Source organism: Bacillus sp. OxB-1, assembly GCF_000829195.1.
Lineage (GTDB): Bacteria > Bacillota > Bacilli > Bacillales_A > Planococcaceae > Sporosarcina.
The window spans coordinates 684,730-701,976 of record NZ_AP013294.1; the positions used below are offsets into that span (position 1 = coordinate 684,730).

Consider the following 17,247-nt stretch of genomic DNA (forward strand, 5'->3'; position numbering starts at 1 on the left):
CACCCCACCCCACAACATTTTCATCCAACATTAAAACACTACCACCCAACCAAGTAACAATCACTCAAAACCTCGAAACGCCCTCGTCCCACCTTACAACGTTTTCACCTAACCTCAAAACGCTCAACCTGTCCCAAAACAAAAACCCTCCCCCGGCAAAATACCAGGAAAGGGTTGTGTATATACAGATATTAACGTTTTGAGAACTGTGGTGCACGACGTGCGCCTTTAAGACCGTATTTTTTACGTTCTTTCATACGAGCGTCACGTGTGAGCAATCCAGCAGATTTCAATGTCGGACGGAAGTCAGGATCTACGTTAAGTAGTGCACGTGCAACGCCGTGACGGATTGCGCCTGCTTGTCCTGTGAATCCGCCGCCGTGGACGTTTACAAGGATATCGTAGCTTCCAAGAGTTTCAGTTGCAACGAGTGGTTGCTTGATGACTTCGCGAAGTGTTTCAAATGGTACGTAGTCTTCGACGTCACGGTTGTTGATGACGATTTTGCCATCTCCAGGAACGAGACGTACACGAGCTACTGAGCTTTTACGACGGCCAGTGCCGAGATATTGTACTTGTGCCAAAGGTGGTTCCTCCTCTTAATTATCCGCGAAGCTCGTATGCTTCCGGTTTTTGTGCCGCGTGCGGATGTTCCGCTCCAGCGTAGACGTAAAGTTTCTTGCCTGTTTGACGGCCGAGTGGACCTTTTGGAAGCATCCCTTTGATCGCCAATTCAAGCATTTTTGTTGGGTAGTTGTTACGCATTTCAAGCGCTGTACGTTGCTTGATGCCGCCTGGATGTCCAGTGTGGCGGTAGTAGATTTTATCTTTCAATTTGTTGCCTGTCAATTCGATTTTATCCGCGTTGATGATGATGACATAGTCACCTGTGTCAACATGTGGTGTGAAAGTCGGTTTATGTTTTCCACGAAGAATGGAAGCCACTTCAGAAGCCAGACGACCAAGTGTCTGTCCTGCAGCGTCTACCACTAGCCATTTACGTTCGACTTCCTGACCTTTCGCCATGAATGTTGTGCGCATAGTCGTTATCCTCCTAATAAATCAATCTGTTCCGTTTTCTCTATCCCTAAACACAAGAAACCTTCCGGGGCTTTTTTGTGGGGTTATTGAAATACCATTATTCATCTTATAGGGTATTCCACAATAAGTCAAGCAATTTCCGAAAAAACGCCAGGAAAAGTTGCCTCACTCTTCATAGGTCACGCTATGAAGGTATAAACCGTGTGCTGGCGCGGTTTTCGGGCCCTTTTTACGGTCTTTCGACTCTAAGATTTCCTTGACATCCTCCGGGGCGTTCCAGCCGATGCCAACCGCTAATAACATCCCTGCAATCGTCCGTACCATATTGTATAAAAAGCCGTCTCCCTCAATCGTCAACACGAGCAGATTCTCACGTTCCTCCAGCGTCAGCAAGCGGACTGTCCTCACTTTGCTGGCCGTCGCCGTCTTCGTCGAGCAGAAACTTGTAAAATCATGCTCGCCGAGGAAATACGCCGCCGCTTCCCGCATCCGTTCCACGTCAGGCTTCCACCTTCCCAGATGAACGGCGTAATTGCGTTCAAACGGACTTTGGATTTCACTGTACGACCATTTGAAAACGTAAGTCTTTCCTGTCGCTGAATAGCGTGCGTGGAATTCGTCGTCGACATATTCCGCCCCGACGATCCGGATATCTTTCGGCAATAACACATTCAATGCCATGATCCATCGATCCGGCTCCAACTCGAGCTTCGTATCGAAATGGATCACTTGTCCATATGCATGGACACCTGCATCAGTCCGGCCGCTCGCCACTGAATAGACGGTTTTGTCTTTATGCACTTTTCGCAGTGCTTTGTCGATTTCCGACTGGACGGTCCGCATGCCCGGCTGAAACTGATACCCGGCAAAATGGGTTCCGTCATAGGAAACGGTAGCTTTCACACGTTTCGTCCGCATTCTTTCCACTCCTTACGATCTGAACAGCACGAGGATCACGCCAAGGACGACAAGGAGAGCCATCGTGACCGTATCCCGCCAATGCCAATGCAACTGACGGTAGCGCGTCCGTCCCTCGCCTCCGCGGTAGCCTCGTACCTCCATCGCGACCGCCAGATCCTCCGCCCTCTTAAAGGCGCTGACGAAGAGCGGTACGAGCAATGGAATGACCGCACGAACCCGCTCTTTGAGAGAACCCGTGCTAATATCGGATCCGCGGGCCAACTGCGCCTTCAAAATCTTATCGGTCTCGTCCATCAAGGTAGGGATGAACCGCAGCGAAATGGACATCATGAGGGCCAACTCATGGACCGGCAACTTCAACCGCTTGAACGGCCCCAATAAATCCTCCATCCCGTCCGTTATGGAAATCGGGGAAGTCGTCAACGTCAAGACTGAAGTCATCAAGACAAGGACGAGAAACCGGATGGAGATGAAAATCCCCTGCCGCAGCCCTTCCTCATACACTTTGATGAATTTCCAATCGAACAGCAAGGCGCCGTCCTTTGTGAAAAAGATATGCATGAGCATCGTAAAGATGATCAGAAATATGATTGGCTTCAACCCGTTGATCAGGAAATAAAGACGGATCCGGGAACTGAAAATGGTCAATAACGTGAAGCCCAACAATATCGCATACGTTGCGACATTATTCGCCAAAAAGACGGCAATGATGAATAAAAAGACGAATAACAGTTTCGAACGGGGATCCAATCGATGGACAAACGAATCTCCCGGAATATAGCGGCCGAAAATCATCTTCTCGAGCATCAGCGGCCACCTTCCTTTGCAACGGCGGCAATCGCCTCGGCAAGCTTTTCTTCCGTCAATGCCAATCCAGGCAATGGCCGGCCGATCAACTTCTCGATATCCCGCTGAAATTTGACCGAACGCGGAACGCCGAGCCGGTAGGCAGCCAATTTCTCTGCATCGCTGAACACTTCTTCCGGTGTCCCCTCCATGACGGACCGTCCTCCGTGCATGATGATCACATGATCGGCGTAACGGGCCGCGTCCTCCATACTGTGGGTGACAAGGACCGTCGTCAGGTTCTTTTCTTTATGAAGCCGGTAGAACAGCTCCATGATCTCTTTCCGCCCTCTAGGGTCCAGGCCCGCCGTCGGTTCGTCCAGGACGAGGATCGATGGATTGAAGGCCAGGACACCTGCAATGGCGACACGGCGCATCTGGCCGCCGGAAAGGTCGAACGGGGATTTCTGGGCAACCTCGGGAGGAAGACCGAGCAATTCGATCAATTCATGTGCCCGCCTCCGCGATTCCTCTTCAGGGACGCCGAAATTCATCGGGCCGAACATGATATCCTTCTCCACGGTCTCTTCAAAAAGCTGATGCTCCGGAAATTGGAAGACAATCCCGACATTGCGCCGGATGTCCTTCAATCCCTTCGCCTTCGTCCCGGCGGAGATTTTCGAAGCACCAATCTGCACGGCCCCTTCAGAAGGCTTGAGCAAGCCATTCAGATGCATGAGCAATGTCGATTTCCCGGACCCCGTATGTCCGATGATCGCCGTATAGGTACCCGAGGCGATTGTAGCGTTCACGTCTTGCAAAGCCCGCTTCTCGAACGGCGTGTCCTTCCCGTACAAATACCCTACTTGCTGAAGTGAGATGTCCATAATTCATTCACCAACTCTTCTTCCGTCATATGCTCGCCATCCAGCGGCAACCCTGCCTCCCGCAACAATCCGGACACCTTCATAGCGAACGGCAAATCCAGTCCGATCTTCTCGAGCTCCTTCCCGTCAGCGAAGATTTCTTCCGGAGTTCCGACCTTCAGCAGATTGCCCCGGTTCATGACAATGATCCGATCCGCGAGCAGCACTTCTTCCAAGTCATGGGTGATCGAGATGACCGTCAATCCCGTTTCCTGTTTCAGTTCGCTGACAACCCGAATGACCTCATCCCGCCCTTGGGGATCCAGCATTGATGTCGCCTCATCCAAAATGAGAAGTTCCGGACGCAAGGCAAGTGCACCGGCAATGGCCACCCGCTGTTTCTGTCCCCCTGATAAATGATGCGGTTCATGATCAAGGAAATCGGCCATCTTCACTTTTTCCAGCGATTCGTGCACACGGGCCACCATATCTTCAAAAGGGACTCCGTTGTTCTCCAAGGCGAATGCTACATCATCTTGCACGGTCGAACCGACAAACTGGTTGTCCGGATTCTGGAAGACAATCCCCATCCGCGAACGGAGTTCCCATAAGTTCTCCTCCGTCAACCGTTCCAGGAACAGATTGACCTGCCCCTCACTCGGAAAGAGCAATCCGATCATCAATTTGGCGAGAGTGGACTTGCCCGATCCATTATGACCGACAATGGCGATCCATTCTCCCTCTTTGACTGTGAAGGACACCTGATCGACCGCTTTTCTCGCTTCTTCGCCTTCCACGTGATAGGAAAAGCTCACTTGGTCCATGGACAGAATTTCCTTCATCATCAACCACCTCCAAATCAAAAGCGTAGGGCGCCTGCCTAGCCCCGACAAGCGCTGGAGGGCTTTCCAATAAAGGCGCTTTTTGCCTTTATGGAAAGACCGAAGCGACTCGAGGGACTGGCGCCCGGAGCCTAGACGTAGCTACACTAGCTTAAAAAATACCCATATGTAAAAACTGTATAATTTCATAAGAATAAAAAAAGCGCGCACCTCATCCGAAGAAATGCGCACAGATCTATGACTGGTGCCGGGTGCTCAATCCGACCCAGCGGATGAGGTGCGTAGAGCTAGACCAGTCGGCAATAGCTCCGCCGCTGATCATAACACTCAGCTTTTCAAATTGTCGTATAAATGGAGATTTATTTTCAAAAAGGGTGTGGCTCTGTACAAGTCAGACACACCCTTTTTGAAAATGGAACGAAGCCAGAAGGATCCGATCCGAAAACCTGCGGCAGTTGCCGTAGGTTCAATTCATGCTAGCTGCATGAAATTAGACAAGCTCGATTACTACAACAGGTGCGCCGTCTCCACGACGAGGTCCCATTTTCAGGATACGAGTGTAGCCGCCTTGACGCTCTGCATAGCGAGGTGCTACGTTGTCAAATAGTTTTTGAAGTGCAAACACTTCTTGTTCGTTGCCTTCTGCATCTTCAGTCGTGACAAGTTCACGACGGATGAATTGTGCAGCTTGACGGCGTGCATGCAAGTCACCGCGTTTTCCAAGCGTGATCATTTTTTCAACAACGGAACGCACTTCTTTCGCACGTGCTTCTGTCGTTTGAATCCGTTCATGTACAATCAAATCTGTAGCAAGATCGCGAAGCATCGCTTTACGTTGTGAGCTCGTACGACCCAATTTTCTGTATGCCATCGAAGTTTCCCTCCTTCAATCTATATGATCGCTCAATCTTCAGTACGCAACTCAAGATTCAGCTCGTCTAGTTTTGCTTTGACTTCTTCTAGTGATTTGCGGCCAAGATTGCGCACTTTCATCATTTCGTCTTCGGTCTTGTTGGCAAGTTCGAGGACGGTATTGATACCTGCACGCTTCAGGCAGTTATAAGAACGCACGGAAAGATCCAATTCCTCGATCGTCATCTCAAGGACCTTCTCTTTCTGGTTTTCTTCTTTTTCCACCATGATTTCAGCAGTTTGTGCTTCATCTGTCATGCCGACAAAAATATTCAAATGCTCTGTCAGGATCTTTGCCCCGAGCGAAACCGCTTCTTTTGGACCGATGCTGCCATCTGTCCATATATCAAGTGTCAACTTATCGAAGTTTGTCATTTGACCGACACGAGTGTTTTCCACCTGGAAGTTGACGCGTGAAACTGGAGTGTAAATAGAGTCGATCGGAATAACACCAATCGCAAGATCCTCACGTTTGTTCTGATCGGAAGGTGCATAGCCTCTCCCACGGATGGCATACATCCGCATGCGCAGATGTCCGTTTTTACCGAGGGTCGCAATATGAAGTTCCGGATTCAATACTTCCACATCACTATCATGCGTAATGTCGGCAGCAGTGACCGTCCCTTCCCCTTTAACATCTATTTCAATCACTTTCTCTTCGTCCGAATAGATTTTGAGAGCCAGTTTCTTCACATTCAAAATGATGGTGGCAACGTCTTCCATGACACCTTCAATTGTCGAGAATTCGTGAAGGACCCCATCGATTTGAATAGACGTTACGGCAGCCCCTGGTAATGAGGAAAGAAGGATGCGGCGCAAGGAGTTTCCTAACGTGTTTCCGTACCCACGCTCCAACGGTTCGATAACGAATTTACCGAACTTGGCATCTTCACTGATCATAACTGTTTCAATCTTCGGTTTCTCAATTTCGATCATTCATTTACCCTCCTTCAAAACGTCGAATGTATAGGCCGTTCCATATTGAAATCGATTTTCACAGACGGCAAATTGCAATCGCACAATTCTAGTATTGGCAAAAATTGTGTTTCTCAATCAAATGGAATAAAAGCCATTATACACGGCGGCGTTTTGGTGGGCGGCATCCGTTATGCGGAACTGGAGTAACGTCACGGATTGCTGTAACTTCGATACCTGCTGCTTGAAGTGAACGGATAGCCGCTTCACGACCAGCACCTGGTCCTTTAACAGTTACTTCCAACGTTTTAAGTCCGTGTTCCATGGAAGCTCTTGCAGCTGTTTCTGCAGCCATTTGAGCAGCGAATGGAGTCGATTTACGGGAACCTCTGAAACCTAGTGCGCCCGCACTGGACCATGAAAGTGCATTTCCTTGCATGTCAGTAATAGTTACAATTGTATTGTTGAACGTCGAACGAATATGCGCAATTCCAGATTCGATATTCTTTTTCACACGACGTTTACGAGTTTGTTGTTTACGTGCCATGTTAAGAAGAACCCTCCTTTACTTATTATTTTTTCTTGTTAGCAACTGTCCGTTTTGGACCTTTACGTGTACGTGCGTTGTTTTTCGTGTTTTGACCGCGAACCGGCAAGCCGCGACGGTGACGGATCCCACGGAAGCTACCGATCTCCATCAAACGTTTGATGTTGAGGGAAGTTTCACGGCGAAGGTCCCCTTCGACTTTCAAGCTGTCGATCTGCTCACGAATTTTATCAAGCTCTGCATCAGTCAAGTCACGAACGCGTGTTTCTTCAGAAACGCCAGCTCCCGCCAACACTTTTTGTGCAGTTGTTTTACCAATACCGTAAATGTAAGTCAATGAAATGACAACGCGCTTATCGCGCGGAACGTCTACTCCAGCAATACGTGCCATATACAGTGTGCACCTCCTTTTGAATTAACCTTGTCGTTGTTTATGTTTTGGATTTTCACAGATTACCATGACTCGGCCGCGTCTGCGGATGATTTTACATTTCTCACAGATCGGTTTTACAGATGGCCTTACTTTCATCTTACCCAACCTCCTTCAATAGTCCGGAGTGCAAAAGTTTACTTGAAACGGTATGTGATACGACCACGTGTCAAATCGTAAGGCGAAAGTTCCATCGTCACTCTGTCGCCAGGCAGGATGCGAATAAAGTGCATACGAATCTTACCGGATACATGCGCAAGAATCGTGTGGCCGTTTTCCAGCTCCACTTTAAACATCGCGTTAGGCAACGTTTCGACTACGGTTCCTTCAACTTCAATTACATCGTCTTTCGCCATCAATCCTGTCTCCCTTCTATATACAATAAAGGTTCTCACCATCGAGCGGCCTCGGTCGCTTTTCAGCATCCTACAACATATGTCCGGAGTGCATGAATGATGTTCGAAAGACGTCTGTCACATTTCGTTTCCCGCTGGCCGCTCCTGGCTCACAAAATGGAATCCGCATCAAGTTGGATGGCGGATAACCAAGTGGCCGTGGATGAGTTTTCATTGTGTTATACAGTTCTTTCCACAAAACACATTATACATGCACATGCAGGAAAATGCATTCGGTGTGCTCCAGAACGGCATACCCACTGAACTCCGACCAGTTCCTATACCGGGCACCATATGCTTTTGCAGCTCGTTGTAATGTCCCTTCCGTGCAGCTGACACAGTGAAAACCTGCAATGACACTCTGTGCCCGGAAAGGATCACTGAACGCTCGCTTTTTTCAATACTGCGTCCAGATCATTGAAAACGTCCTTGATGTCCTGTTGCCCATCGATGTTCGACAGCACACCTGCAGCTTCATAATATGCTAGAAGCGGTGCCGTCTGATTCATATTTACTTCCAGACGGTTCGTAACAGTTTCCGGATTGTCATCCGCACGCTGATAGAGTTCGCCGCCGTCTTTATCACATTTCCCTTCGACTTTCGGAGGGTTGAATTGCAAATGATAAGAAGTACCGCACACTTTGCAGATGCGACGACCTGTCAGTCTTGCGACCAATTCATCTTTCTCTACTTGGATGTTGAGAACATGCTCGATTTTGCGCCCCATATCCGCAAGCAGCGCGTCGAGCGCTTCCGCTTGAGGTACAGTCCGCGGGAAACCATCGAGCAAGAAACCTTGATCGCAATCGGATTTGCTTAATCGTTCACGTACAATTCCGATAGTCACTTCATCAGGAACAAGAGCACCCTGATCCATGAACGACTTCGCTTTGACTCCAAGTTCCGTGCCTTCTTGGATAGCAGCACGGAACATATCGCCTGTAGAAATATGAGGGATTCCGTACTTTTCGACAATACCGTCCGCCTGTGTTCCTTTACCGGCTCCAGGCAGACCCATTAATACGATATTCATACGCCTTGCCCTCCTCATGCCACCAGGTGTTTCCAGTGGACATTATTTGATAAACCCTTTGTAATGCCGCTTCACAAGCTGCGACTCCAGTTGTTTCATCGTTTCCAGAGCAACCCCGACGACGATGAGCAAACTTGTTCCGCCGATTTGCATGGCAGACGGGAGATTTGCGAACTTGATGAAGAAAATCGGCATGACGGCAACGGTCGCCAGGAAGATTGCACCGACAAACGTAAGTCGGTACAGCGTGCTGGTCAAGTAGTCCTGCGTGTTCTTCCCTGGACGGATGCCCGGGATGTATGCGCCCTGTTTTTTCAGATTGTCTGCAATGTTTTCCGGGTTCACTTGGATGAACGCATAGAAATACGTGAACGCGAGGATCAATGCGACATAGAAGAGCAAACCTAATGGCTTCTCGTAGTCGAACGTGTTCATGATGAACGCTGTCACACTGTTCGGTTCAAAGAATGCAGCAATCGATTGTGGTGTTATGAAAAACGCCACAGCAAAGATCACGGGAATGACCCCTGCAGCATTTAATTTCAATGGTAAATGTGTCTGTTGGCCAGCCGTCGTTTGACCGCGTCCTGTGACACGCTTCGCATATTGGATCGGAATTTTACGCAAGGCTTCTTGGACGTAAATGACTCCGACAATTACCGCTATGATCACGAGGAGCAATAGGAGCATGATCGCCAGTTTGATGAATAGCGCATCGCCCGCATCCTGGATCTGAGTTGCGTAAAGTTGGTTGACTGCATTCGGGATAGCCGACACAATCCCGGCAAAGATGATAATGGAAATCCCATTTCCGACACCTTTCGCCGTAATTTGCTCGCCCAGCCATAGAAGAAATGCAGTTCCTGCCGTCAATACGATCGCGATAACCACATATGTCGAAACACCTTCGCTTATGATCAGCTTGCCATCATACATCCGGTTGAACCCGAAAGACATGGCGATCGCTTGGATAAACGCAAGGATTATAGTGAAATACCGTGTGAACTGCGCAAGCTTCCGTCTTCCGACATCCCCTTGCTTCGCCCATTCAGTGAATTTCGGCACAACATCCATTTGCAGAAGCTGCACAATAATGGATGCCGTAATGTACGGCATGATTCCCATCGCAAAGATGGAGAACTGCGCTAATGCGCCACCGCCAAAAGTGTTCAATAACCCAATGAACTGATTTGTTTCCTGTTGTAAAGCAGTTGCATCAACGTTCGGAACGGGAATGAATGTCCCGAGTCGGAAAACGATGAGCATAAGCAGTGTGAAAATGATTTTAGATCGGATATCTCTAACACGCATGAAGTTGGAGATCGTCTGAAACATTAAATCACCTCGGTTTGCCCGCCCGCTTTCTCAATGGCTTCTTTCGCAGAAGCGGAGAATTTGTGAGCTTTGACAGTGATCTTTTTCTCAAGAGTTCCGTTTCCAAGAATCTTAATCCCAGATTTGGCGTTGCTCACGATGCCTGATTCGATCAAAAGCTCAGGAGTCACTTCTGCACCTTCGTCAAAACGATTCAACGTATCCAGGTTGACGATCGCGTATTCCTTGCGATTGATGTTTGTGAACCCACGTTTAGGCAAGCGTTGGAAAAGTGGAATTTGCCCACCTTCAAACCCTAAACGCACGCCACCGCCGGAACGTGAATTTTGACCGTCATGACCGCGACCAGATGTTTTACCGTGACCTGATCCTGTTCCGCGTCCAACACGTTTGCGTTGTTTACGAGCGCCTTCGGCTGGTTTCATTTCGTGTAGTTTCATCTTTTGGCACCTCCTTATTTCAAAATAGGAATTATTGTTCTTTTACTGAGACCAAGTGATTCACTCTGTTGATCATGCCGCGGATTGCGACGTTATCTTCGTGTTCCACTGTTTGGTTCAGCTTGCGAAGTCCAAGTGCTTCAACTGTTTTGCGTTGTGCCGGCTTTGAGCCGATTACGCTCTTTTTAAGGGTGATTTCAAGTTTGTTCGCCATTGTGTTTCCCCCCTTAACCTAGCAGTTCTTCTACAGATTTGCCGCGTAGTTTAGCTACTTCCTCAGCGCGTTTTAGTTCTTTCAATCCAGCGATTGTTGCACGGACCATGTTGATCGGTGTGCTAGATCCGAGGGATTTTGAAAGGATATCTGTGATGCCTGCGAGTTCAAGTACCGCACGGACAGGTCCGCCTGCGATAACTCCAGTACCCGGTGCAGCTGGTTTGATGAGGATCTGTCCTGCACCAAAGCGACCAATCACTTCGTGTGGAGTAGTTCCTTTGACCATCGGTACGACAACCAAATTCTTTTTCGCATCTTCGATTGCTTTACGGATTGCATCTGGTACTTCTTGTGCTTTCCCAGTACCGAATCCGACACGTCCGTTTTTATCTCCGACTACGACAAGAGCAGTGAAGCGGAAACGACGTCCACCTTTCACGACTTTAGCTACACGGTTGATCGTAACTACGCGCTCTTCGAATTCACTTTTATTTTGATCATTACGACGCATGAAATATGTCCCTCCTTCTTAATTAAAATTCCAGACCGTTTTCACGAGCTGCGTCCGCAAGAGCCTTTACACGGCCGTGAAATAAGTATCCGCCACGGTCGAAAACAACTGTTTTCACATCTTTTTCAGTCGCTTTTTTCGCGATCATTTCGCCCACCTTGGCTGCTGCCGCAGTGTCTGATTTCGATTCGCCGGCAAACTCCTTATCCATTGTCGAAGCACTTGCAATCGTCACTGAGTTGATATCATCGATCAATTGCGCATAGATGTGCTTGTTGGAACGGAAAACATTCAAACGTGGACGAGCTGCAGTTCCGCTGATTTTCGTACGGACACGGCTATGACGTTTTTTACGCACTGCGTTTTTGTCTTGTTTCGTAATCATCGTGGTCACTCCTTCCGGATGCCTTTAAGCGGCATTATTTACCTGTTTTACCTTCTTTACGACGTACGTGTTCGCCTTCGTAGCGAATCCCTTTGCCTTTGTATGGCTCTGGTGGACGTACTTGACGGATGTTCGATGCAAGTGCACCAACGCGTTCTTTGTTAATTCCGCGAACGATGACTTTTGTGTTGGAAGGAACTTCGACTTCGACGCCATCTTCCGGTGTGAACTCAACTGGATGTGAGTATCCGACGTTCAAGACTAGTTTCTTCCCTTGAAGCTGAGCACGATACCCGACCCCGATCAATTCCAATGAACGTTCGAATCCTTTTGAAACACCTGTTACCATGTTATCAAGAAGAGAACGTGTTGTTCCGTGGATAGAACGGTGTTCTTTGGACTCAGTAGGGCGTGTCAACGTGATCACGTTGCCTTCCTGCTCGATTTTAATATCCGAATTAAATGTGTTTGTAAGTTCGCCTTTCGGTCCTTTGACAGTGACGAAGTTGTTGTCAGCGATAGTGACTGTCACGCCTTCAGGTACCTCAATCGGCTTATTGCCAATACGGGACATTCCATTGCACCTCCATTCATTTGTTGCGGATTACCAGACGTATGCTACTACTTCTCCGCCTACTTGTTTCGCGCGCGCTTCTTTGTCAGTCAACACGCCGTGTGATGTGGAAACGAGGGCGATGCCTAAGCCATTCAAAACTTTTGGCACTTCGTTCGATTTCGCATATACACGAAGACCTGGTTTCGAAATACGTTTTAGACCAGTGATGACACGCTCGTTGTTTTGACCATATTTAAGGAAAATGCGGATGATGCCTTGTTTGCTATCTTCCACGTATTCAACATCGCGGACGAAACCTTCACGTTTCAAGATTTCTGCGATTTCTTTTTTCATGTTAGAAGCAGGTACTTCAAGCTTCTCGTGACGAACCATGTTCGCGTTACGAATGCGTGTAAGCATATCTGCGATCGGATCACTCATTGTCATTCCATTTACCTCCTTCCCAAATTTAGGGGATTACCAGCTAGCTTTTTTAACGCCTGGAATTTGTCCCTTGTATGCTAGTTCACGGAAACAAATACGGCAAAGTTTGAATTTACGATAGACAGAGTGCGGACGGCCACAGCGCTCACAGCGTGTGTACTCTTGCACTTTGAACTTTGGCGTACGTTGTTGTTTAGCGATCATTGATTTTTTAGCCACGTTTTCGCCTCCCTCTTAGTTTACTTTTGGAACGGCATGCCGAACTGCGTCAAGAGCTCACGAGCTTCTTCGTCTGAGTTTGCAGTCGTAACGATGACGATATCCATACCGCGAATTTTAGAAACTTTATCGTAGTCGATTTCAGGGAAAATAAGTTGTTCTTTCACACCAAGTGTGTAGTTTCCGCGACCGTCGAATGCTTTCTTGGAAACACCACGGAAGTCACGTACACGCGGTAGGGAAATTGAGATCAGCTTATCGAGGAATTCGTACATACGCTCGCCGCGCAATGTAACTTTCGCTCCGATTGGCATTCCTTCACGAAGACGGAATCCAGCGATCGATTTCTTCGCTTTTGTGATGACCGGCTTTTGGCCGGAGATGATTGTCAAATCTTCCACTGCCGCATCAAGTGCTTTAGCGTTTTGGACCGCATCACCAACACCCATGTTAATGACGATTTTGTCCACTTTCGGTACTTGCATTACGGATGTATAGTCAAACTTGCTCATGAGAGCAGGTGTGATCTCTGTATTGAACTTTTCTTTTAAACGGCTCATCTATTGGACCTCCTTTCATCTTGTCGCTTATTTATCCAGTGATTCACCGGATTTTTTAGCAACACGAACTTTTTTGCCATCTTCGAATTTGTATCCTACCCGACTTGGCTCGCCTGTTTTAGGATCGATGACCATGACGTTCGATACATGGATCGTCGCCTCTTGGCTGATGATTCCACCTTGAGGATTTTCTTGATTCGGTTTCGTATGTTTTTTGATGATGTTGACACCTTCAACAAGCACACGGTCCTTTTTAGGGAAAGCAGCAAGAATCACACCGGTTTTACCTTTGTCTTTACCAGTGATGACCATCACTTTATCACCTTTTTTAACATGCATTCTGTCGCACCTCCTTGATTGGCACTCTCATGGGATTAAAGAACTTCTGGAGCGAGTGAAATGATTTTCATGAAGTTGCTGTCGCGCAGTTCACGAGCAACCGGTCCGAAAATACGAGTTCCACGCGGGCTCTTGTCGTCACGGATGATAACGCATGCGTTCTCGTCAAACGTGATGTAGGAACCGTCTTTACGACGAACTCCGCTTTTTGTGCGAACGATAACTGCTTTTACGATGTCGCCTTTCTTGACAACGCCGCCTGGTGTAGCTTTCTTCACTGTACATACGACAACATCACCGATATTTGCAATCTTACGGCCTGTTCCGCCTAGTACTTTAATTGTGAGAACTTCACGAGCGCCTGAGTTGTCGGCAACTTTCATACGACTTTCCTGTTGGATCATTGAGGTACCCTCCTCTCGGATTTAAATCTCCGAACGTAATTTAGATGATGATCGCTTTCTCGACGATTTCCGTTACACGGAAACGCTTTGTCGCCGATAATGGACGAGTTTCCATAATGCGGACGATGTCTCCGATTTTCGCTTCGTTCAATTCATCATGGGCCTTGAACTTTTTAGAATACTTTACACGCTTGCCGTATAAAGAGTGCTTCTTTTGCGTTTCGACCATTACAGTAACTGTTTTATCCATTTTGTCGGATACGACACGGCCTGTATATACTTTGCGCTGGTTACGCTCAGTCATGGCTGCAACCTCCTTCATCAGTTATTTGCACTGATTTCTCTTTGACGTATTACGGTTTTCATGCGCGCAATGGATTTGCGGACTTCCCGGATGCGTGCAGTGTTTTCTAATTGTCCTGTCGCTAATTGGAAGCGAAGGTTGAAAAGCTCTTCTTTCAGTGATTTCACTTTTTGCTCGATCTCTGCAGTTGTCAAGTCACGGATTTCTTTAGCTTTCATTAGATTCACCACCAATTTCTTCACGTTTTACAAACTTACATTTGACAGGAAGTTTGTGAGATGCCAGGCGAAGCGCTTCACGTGCAACTTCTTCTGAAACACCTGCGATTTCAAACATTACACGGCCAGGTTTAACAACCGCTACCCAACCTTCAACAGCACCTTTACCGGAACCCATCCGGACTTCAAGAGGCTTTTTGGTATATGGTTTATGCGGGAAGATGTTGATCCAAACTTTACCGCCACGTTTCATGTAACGTGTCATGGCGATACGTGCAGATTCGATTTGACGGTTTGTGATCCAAGATGATTCCAGGGATTGCAGACCGTATTCACCGAACTGAACTGATGCTCCGCCTTTCGTAGTTCCGCGCATTTTACCACGGAATACACGACGATATTTAACGCGTTTAGGCATTAACATATTAGTTGCCTCCTTCCTCAGAGTTCTTCTTCACTGGAAGGACTTCTCCACGGTAAATCCATACTTTGACACCTAGTTTACCGTAAGTTGTGTCTGCTTCTGCGTGCGCATAGTCGATATCTGCACGAAGCGTATGGAGTGGAACAGTACCTTCGCTGTAGTGCTCCGCACGTGCGATGTCAGCACCGCCAAGACGTCCGGATACTTGTGTTTTGATTCCTTTCGCGCCAGCACGGATTGTGCGTTGGATCGCTTGTTTCTGTGCACGACGGAATGATACACGGCTTTCCAATTGACGTGCGATTGATTCTGCAACCAATTTCGCGTCAAGGTCAGCGCGTTTGATTTCAACGATGTTGATGTGTACACGCTTGCCAGTCAATTCGTTCAGGCTTTTACGAAGTGCTTCGACCTCGGAGCCACCTTTTCCGATTACCATACCTGGCTTCGCAGTGTGAATTGTAATATTAACGCGTTTTGCAGCACGCTCGATCTCCACTTTAGAAACAGAAGCGTCTACAAGACGTTTTTCGATAAAATCACGGATTTTCAAGTCTTCGTGTAAAAGAGTCGCATAGTCTTTTTCTGCATACCATTTGGACTCCCAGTCACGGATGATACCGACCCGCAACCCGTTAGGATGTACTTTTTGACCCACGAATTATCCCTCCTTCTTTTCTGATACCACTACAGTGATGTGGCTCGTACGTTTGTTGATCGCACTTGCACGGCCTTGTGCGCGTGGACGGAAACGTTTCATTGTCGGACCTTCGTCAACGAATACTTCGCTAACAATTAGGTTTTCGACATCCATTTCATAGTTGTGTTCAGCGTTCGCTAGAGCTGAATTCAGTACCTTCTCTACGACCGGAGATGCCGCTTTTGGCGTCAGGCGTAGAATCGCGACAGCTTCACCGACTTTTTTGCCCCGGATAAGATCAACGACCATACGGACTTTGCGAGGAGCAATACGGACTGTGCGGGCAGTAGCTTTTGCTTGTTGCATCAAAATAACCTCCTCTCAATTAACGTCTTGTTTTCTTATCGTCGGCGCCATGTCCTTTGTATGTGCGCGTCGGTGCGAATTCACCTAGTTTATGACCTACCATATCTTCAGTCACATAAACAGGAACGTGCTTACGACCGTCGTATACAGCAATCGTCATTCCGATGAACGACGGGAAGATTGTTGAACGGCGAGACCAAGTTTTGATTACCTGTTTTTTCTCTGAGTCCTTTTGTGCTTCCACCTTTTTCATTAGGTGATCGTCAACAAAAGGTCCTTTTTTCAAGCTGCGGCCCATGTCGGAACCTCCCTCCGTGTGTGTACTACGGTCCAATCATTGAACCGCAGTGCATCCACATTATTTTTTACGACGACGAACGATGAGTTTGTCGGATTTTTTGTTTTTCTTACGAGTTTTAAGACCAAGTGCCGGTTTACCCCAAGGAGTAACTGGGCTCGGACGACCGATTGGTGTACGGCCTTCCCCACCACCGTGTGGGTGATCGTTCGGGTTCATGACAGATCCGCGGACTGCTGGACGTTTTCCTAACCAGCGGGAGCGACCTGCTTTACCGATGTTGATCAATTCATGTTGTTCGTTTCCGACTTGACCGATTGTAGCGCGGCAAGTGGAAAGGATCATGCGGACTTCACCGGATTGCAGACGAATGATGACGTATTTGCCTTCACGTCCAAGCAGTTGTGCTGAAGTACCAGCTGAACGTACCAATTGTCCGCCTTTTCCTGGTTTCAATTCGATGTTATGAATTGTTGAACCCATTGGAATGTTTTCTAGTGGAAGAGTGTTACCTACGCGGATATCTGCATCCGGACCAGACATGACTGTCATGCCGACTTGCAATCCTTTCGGTGCGAGGATATAACGTTTCTCCCCATCTGCGTAATTGATCAGCGCAATGTTCGCCGAACGGTTTGGATCGTATTCGATTGTAGCAACGCGTCCAGGAATGCCATCTTTGCGACGTTGGAAATCGATGATCCGGTATTGGCGCTTGTGGCCGCCACCTTGGTGACGAACAGTAGTCCTACCTGTGTTGTTACGGCCGCCTTTCCGAGTAATCGGTGCAAGCAATGATTTTTCCGGCTTATCCGTCGTGATTGCGGAGTAGTCCGAAGAAGTCATGTTACGACGTCCGTTGGAGGTAGGTTTGTATTTCTTAATCGCCATTGTTGTT

At 47.9% G+C, this 17,247-nt stretch carries 31 protein-coding genes; all 31 read right to left on the minus strand.

Annotated features, from left to right (window positions below):
• Positions 1-191 precede the first annotated feature (191 nt).
• The 31 genes from rpsI to rplB all read right to left on the minus strand — a co-directional run bounded on the left by rpsI (position 192) and on the right by rplB (position 17,240).
• A complete protein-coding gene (gene rpsI / locus OXB_RS03605; RefSeq protein ID WP_041071938.1) occupies positions 192-584 on the minus strand; it encodes a 30S ribosomal protein S9 in 393 nt (130 codons plus the stop codon).
• Between the two features lie 19 nt (positions 585-603).
• The gene (gene rplM, locus OXB_RS03610; protein ID WP_041071939.1) at positions 604-1,041 is read right to left on the minus strand and encodes a 50S ribosomal protein L13; all 438 of its coding nucleotides are present in this window, start codon (positions 1,039-1,041) and stop codon (positions 604-606) included.
• Between the two features lie 165 nt (positions 1,042-1,206).
• Positions 1,207-1,959: a tRNA pseudouridine(38-40) synthase TruA gene (truA, locus tag OXB_RS03615; protein WP_041071941.1), complete on the minus strand. Its 753-nt coding sequence runs from the start codon at positions 1,957-1,959 to the stop codon at positions 1,207-1,209.
• A gap of 12 nt (positions 1,960-1,971) precedes the next feature.
• Positions 1,972-2,769, minus strand: coding sequence for an energy-coupling factor transporter transmembrane component T family protein (locus OXB_RS03620; protein ID WP_041071943.1), 798 nt, complete (start codon positions 2,767-2,769; stop codon positions 1,972-1,974).
• Positions 2,769-3,635, minus strand: coding sequence for an energy-coupling factor ABC transporter ATP-binding protein (locus OXB_RS03625; protein WP_041071944.1), 867 nt, complete (start codon positions 3,633-3,635; stop codon positions 2,769-2,771). The genes OXB_RS03620 and OXB_RS03625 overlap by 1 nt, the downstream gene beginning before the upstream one ends.
• Positions 3,611-4,456: an energy-coupling factor ABC transporter ATP-binding protein gene (locus tag OXB_RS03630; RefSeq protein WP_041076247.1), complete on the minus strand. Its 846-nt coding sequence runs from the start codon at positions 4,454-4,456 to the stop codon at positions 3,611-3,613. Before OXB_RS03630 ends, OXB_RS03625 begins: the two co-directional genes overlap by 25 nt.
• A 490-nt stretch (positions 4,457-4,946) precedes the next feature.
• Positions 4,947-5,327 carry a 50S ribosomal protein L17 gene (gene rplQ / locus OXB_RS03635; RefSeq protein WP_041071945.1) on the minus strand — a complete coding sequence of 127 codons (381 nt, stop codon included), beginning with the start codon at positions 5,325-5,327 and terminating at the stop codon, positions 4,947-4,949.
• Between the two features lie 32 nt (positions 5,328-5,359).
• Entirely contained in the window at positions 5,360-6,304 is a 945-nt protein-coding gene (locus OXB_RS03640; RefSeq protein WP_041071947.1) for a DNA-directed RNA polymerase subunit alpha, read from the minus strand.
• Positions 6,305-6,440: 136 nt separating this feature from the next.
• Positions 6,441-6,830 (minus strand): 30S ribosomal protein S11, encoded by a 390-nt coding sequence (gene rpsK / locus OXB_RS03645; RefSeq protein WP_041071949.1) that lies wholly within the window; start codon positions 6,828-6,830, stop codon positions 6,441-6,443.
• Between the two features lie 25 nt (positions 6,831-6,855).
• The gene (rpsM, locus tag OXB_RS03650) at positions 6,856-7,221 is read right to left on the minus strand and encodes a 30S ribosomal protein S13 (protein ID WP_041071951.1); all 366 of its coding nucleotides are present in this window, start codon (positions 7,219-7,221) and stop codon (positions 6,856-6,858) included.
• Between the two features lie 24 nt (positions 7,222-7,245).
• Positions 7,246-7,359, minus strand: a complete 114-nt coding sequence (gene rpmJ, locus OXB_RS18335) for a 50S ribosomal protein L36 (protein ID WP_084212378.1) — start codon at positions 7,357-7,359, stop codon at positions 7,246-7,248.
• A gap of 38 nt (positions 7,360-7,397) precedes the next feature.
• Positions 7,398-7,616 (minus strand): translation initiation factor IF-1, encoded by a 219-nt coding sequence (infA, locus tag OXB_RS03655; protein WP_041071954.1) that lies wholly within the window; start codon positions 7,614-7,616, stop codon positions 7,398-7,400.
• Between the two features lie 416 nt (positions 7,617-8,032).
• The gene (locus OXB_RS03660) at positions 8,033-8,689 is read right to left on the minus strand and encodes an adenylate kinase (protein ID WP_041071966.1); all 657 of its coding nucleotides are present in this window, start codon (positions 8,687-8,689) and stop codon (positions 8,033-8,035) included.
• Positions 8,690-8,731: 42 nt separating this feature from the next.
• Entirely contained in the window at positions 8,732-10,024 is a 1,293-nt protein-coding gene (secY, locus tag OXB_RS03665) for a preprotein translocase subunit SecY (protein WP_041071968.1), read from the minus strand.
• Positions 10,024-10,464, minus strand: a complete 441-nt coding sequence (gene rplO, locus OXB_RS03670; protein ID WP_041071970.1) for a 50S ribosomal protein L15 — start codon at positions 10,462-10,464, stop codon at positions 10,024-10,026. The genes secY and rplO overlap by 1 nt, the downstream gene beginning before the upstream one ends.
• A gap of 31 nt (positions 10,465-10,495) precedes the next feature.
• Positions 10,496-10,678, minus strand: a complete 183-nt coding sequence (gene rpmD, locus OXB_RS03675; protein WP_041071972.1) for a 50S ribosomal protein L30 — start codon at positions 10,676-10,678, stop codon at positions 10,496-10,498.
• Between the two features lie 13 nt (positions 10,679-10,691).
• Positions 10,692-11,192, minus strand: a complete 501-nt coding sequence (gene rpsE / locus OXB_RS03680; protein WP_041071974.1) for a 30S ribosomal protein S5 — start codon at positions 11,190-11,192, stop codon at positions 10,692-10,694.
• 22 nt (positions 11,193-11,214) lie between these two features.
• Positions 11,215-11,577: a 50S ribosomal protein L18 gene (rplR, locus tag OXB_RS03685; RefSeq protein WP_041071976.1), complete on the minus strand. Its 363-nt coding sequence runs from the start codon at positions 11,575-11,577 to the stop codon at positions 11,215-11,217.
• Between the two features lie 34 nt (positions 11,578-11,611).
• Positions 11,612-12,151: a 50S ribosomal protein L6 gene (gene rplF, locus OXB_RS03690; protein WP_041071978.1), complete on the minus strand. Its 540-nt coding sequence runs from the start codon at positions 12,149-12,151 to the stop codon at positions 11,612-11,614.
• 30 nt (positions 12,152-12,181) lie between these two features.
• Positions 12,182-12,580: a 30S ribosomal protein S8 gene (gene rpsH, locus OXB_RS03695; RefSeq protein WP_041071979.1), complete on the minus strand. Its 399-nt coding sequence runs from the start codon at positions 12,578-12,580 to the stop codon at positions 12,182-12,184.
• 30 nt (positions 12,581-12,610) lie between these two features.
• Positions 12,611-12,796, minus strand: coding sequence for a 30S ribosomal protein S14 (rpsN, locus tag OXB_RS18340; protein WP_007085277.1), 186 nt, complete (start codon positions 12,794-12,796; stop codon positions 12,611-12,613).
• A 20-nt stretch (positions 12,797-12,816) separates the two neighbouring features.
• Positions 12,817-13,356 carry a 50S ribosomal protein L5 gene (rplE, locus tag OXB_RS03700; protein WP_041071981.1) on the minus strand — a complete coding sequence of 180 codons (540 nt, stop codon included), beginning with the start codon at positions 13,354-13,356 and terminating at the stop codon, positions 12,817-12,819.
• Positions 13,357-13,383: 27 nt separating this feature from the next.
• A complete protein-coding gene (gene rplX, locus OXB_RS03705) occupies positions 13,384-13,695 on the minus strand; it encodes a 50S ribosomal protein L24 (RefSeq protein WP_041071982.1) in 312 nt (103 codons plus the stop codon).
• 35 nt (positions 13,696-13,730) lie between these two features.
• The gene (gene rplN, locus OXB_RS03710) at positions 13,731-14,099 is read right to left on the minus strand and encodes a 50S ribosomal protein L14 (protein ID WP_041071984.1); all 369 of its coding nucleotides are present in this window, start codon (positions 14,097-14,099) and stop codon (positions 13,731-13,733) included.
• 40 nt (positions 14,100-14,139) lie between these two features.
• Positions 14,140-14,403: a 30S ribosomal protein S17 gene (gene rpsQ, locus OXB_RS03715; protein ID WP_041071986.1), complete on the minus strand. Its 264-nt coding sequence runs from the start codon at positions 14,401-14,403 to the stop codon at positions 14,140-14,142.
• A gap of 17 nt (positions 14,404-14,420) precedes the next feature.
• Entirely contained in the window at positions 14,421-14,621 is a 201-nt protein-coding gene (gene rpmC / locus OXB_RS03720) for a 50S ribosomal protein L29 (protein ID WP_009499049.1), read from the minus strand.
• Positions 14,611-15,045: a 50S ribosomal protein L16 gene (gene rplP, locus OXB_RS03725; RefSeq protein WP_041071990.1), complete on the minus strand. Its 435-nt coding sequence runs from the start codon at positions 15,043-15,045 to the stop codon at positions 14,611-14,613. The genes rpmC and rplP overlap by 11 nt, the downstream gene beginning before the upstream one ends.
• A 1-nt stretch (position 15,046) precedes the next feature.
• Positions 15,047-15,703 carry a 30S ribosomal protein S3 gene (gene rpsC, locus OXB_RS03730; protein ID WP_041071992.1) on the minus strand — a complete coding sequence of 219 codons (657 nt, stop codon included), beginning with the start codon at positions 15,701-15,703 and terminating at the stop codon, positions 15,047-15,049.
• Between the two features lie 3 nt (positions 15,704-15,706).
• Positions 15,707-16,051 (minus strand): 50S ribosomal protein L22, encoded by a 345-nt coding sequence (gene rplV, locus OXB_RS03735; protein WP_041071994.1) that lies wholly within the window; start codon positions 16,049-16,051, stop codon positions 15,707-15,709.
• Between the two features lie 19 nt (positions 16,052-16,070).
• Positions 16,071-16,349 (minus strand): 30S ribosomal protein S19, encoded by a 279-nt coding sequence (rpsS, locus tag OXB_RS03740; protein WP_041071995.1) that lies wholly within the window; start codon positions 16,347-16,349, stop codon positions 16,071-16,073.
• A gap of 60 nt (positions 16,350-16,409) precedes the next feature.
• Positions 16,410-17,240, minus strand: coding sequence for a 50S ribosomal protein L2 (gene rplB, locus OXB_RS03745; RefSeq protein WP_041071997.1), 831 nt, complete (start codon positions 17,238-17,240; stop codon positions 16,410-16,412).
• Positions 17,241-17,247 lie beyond the last annotated feature (7 nt).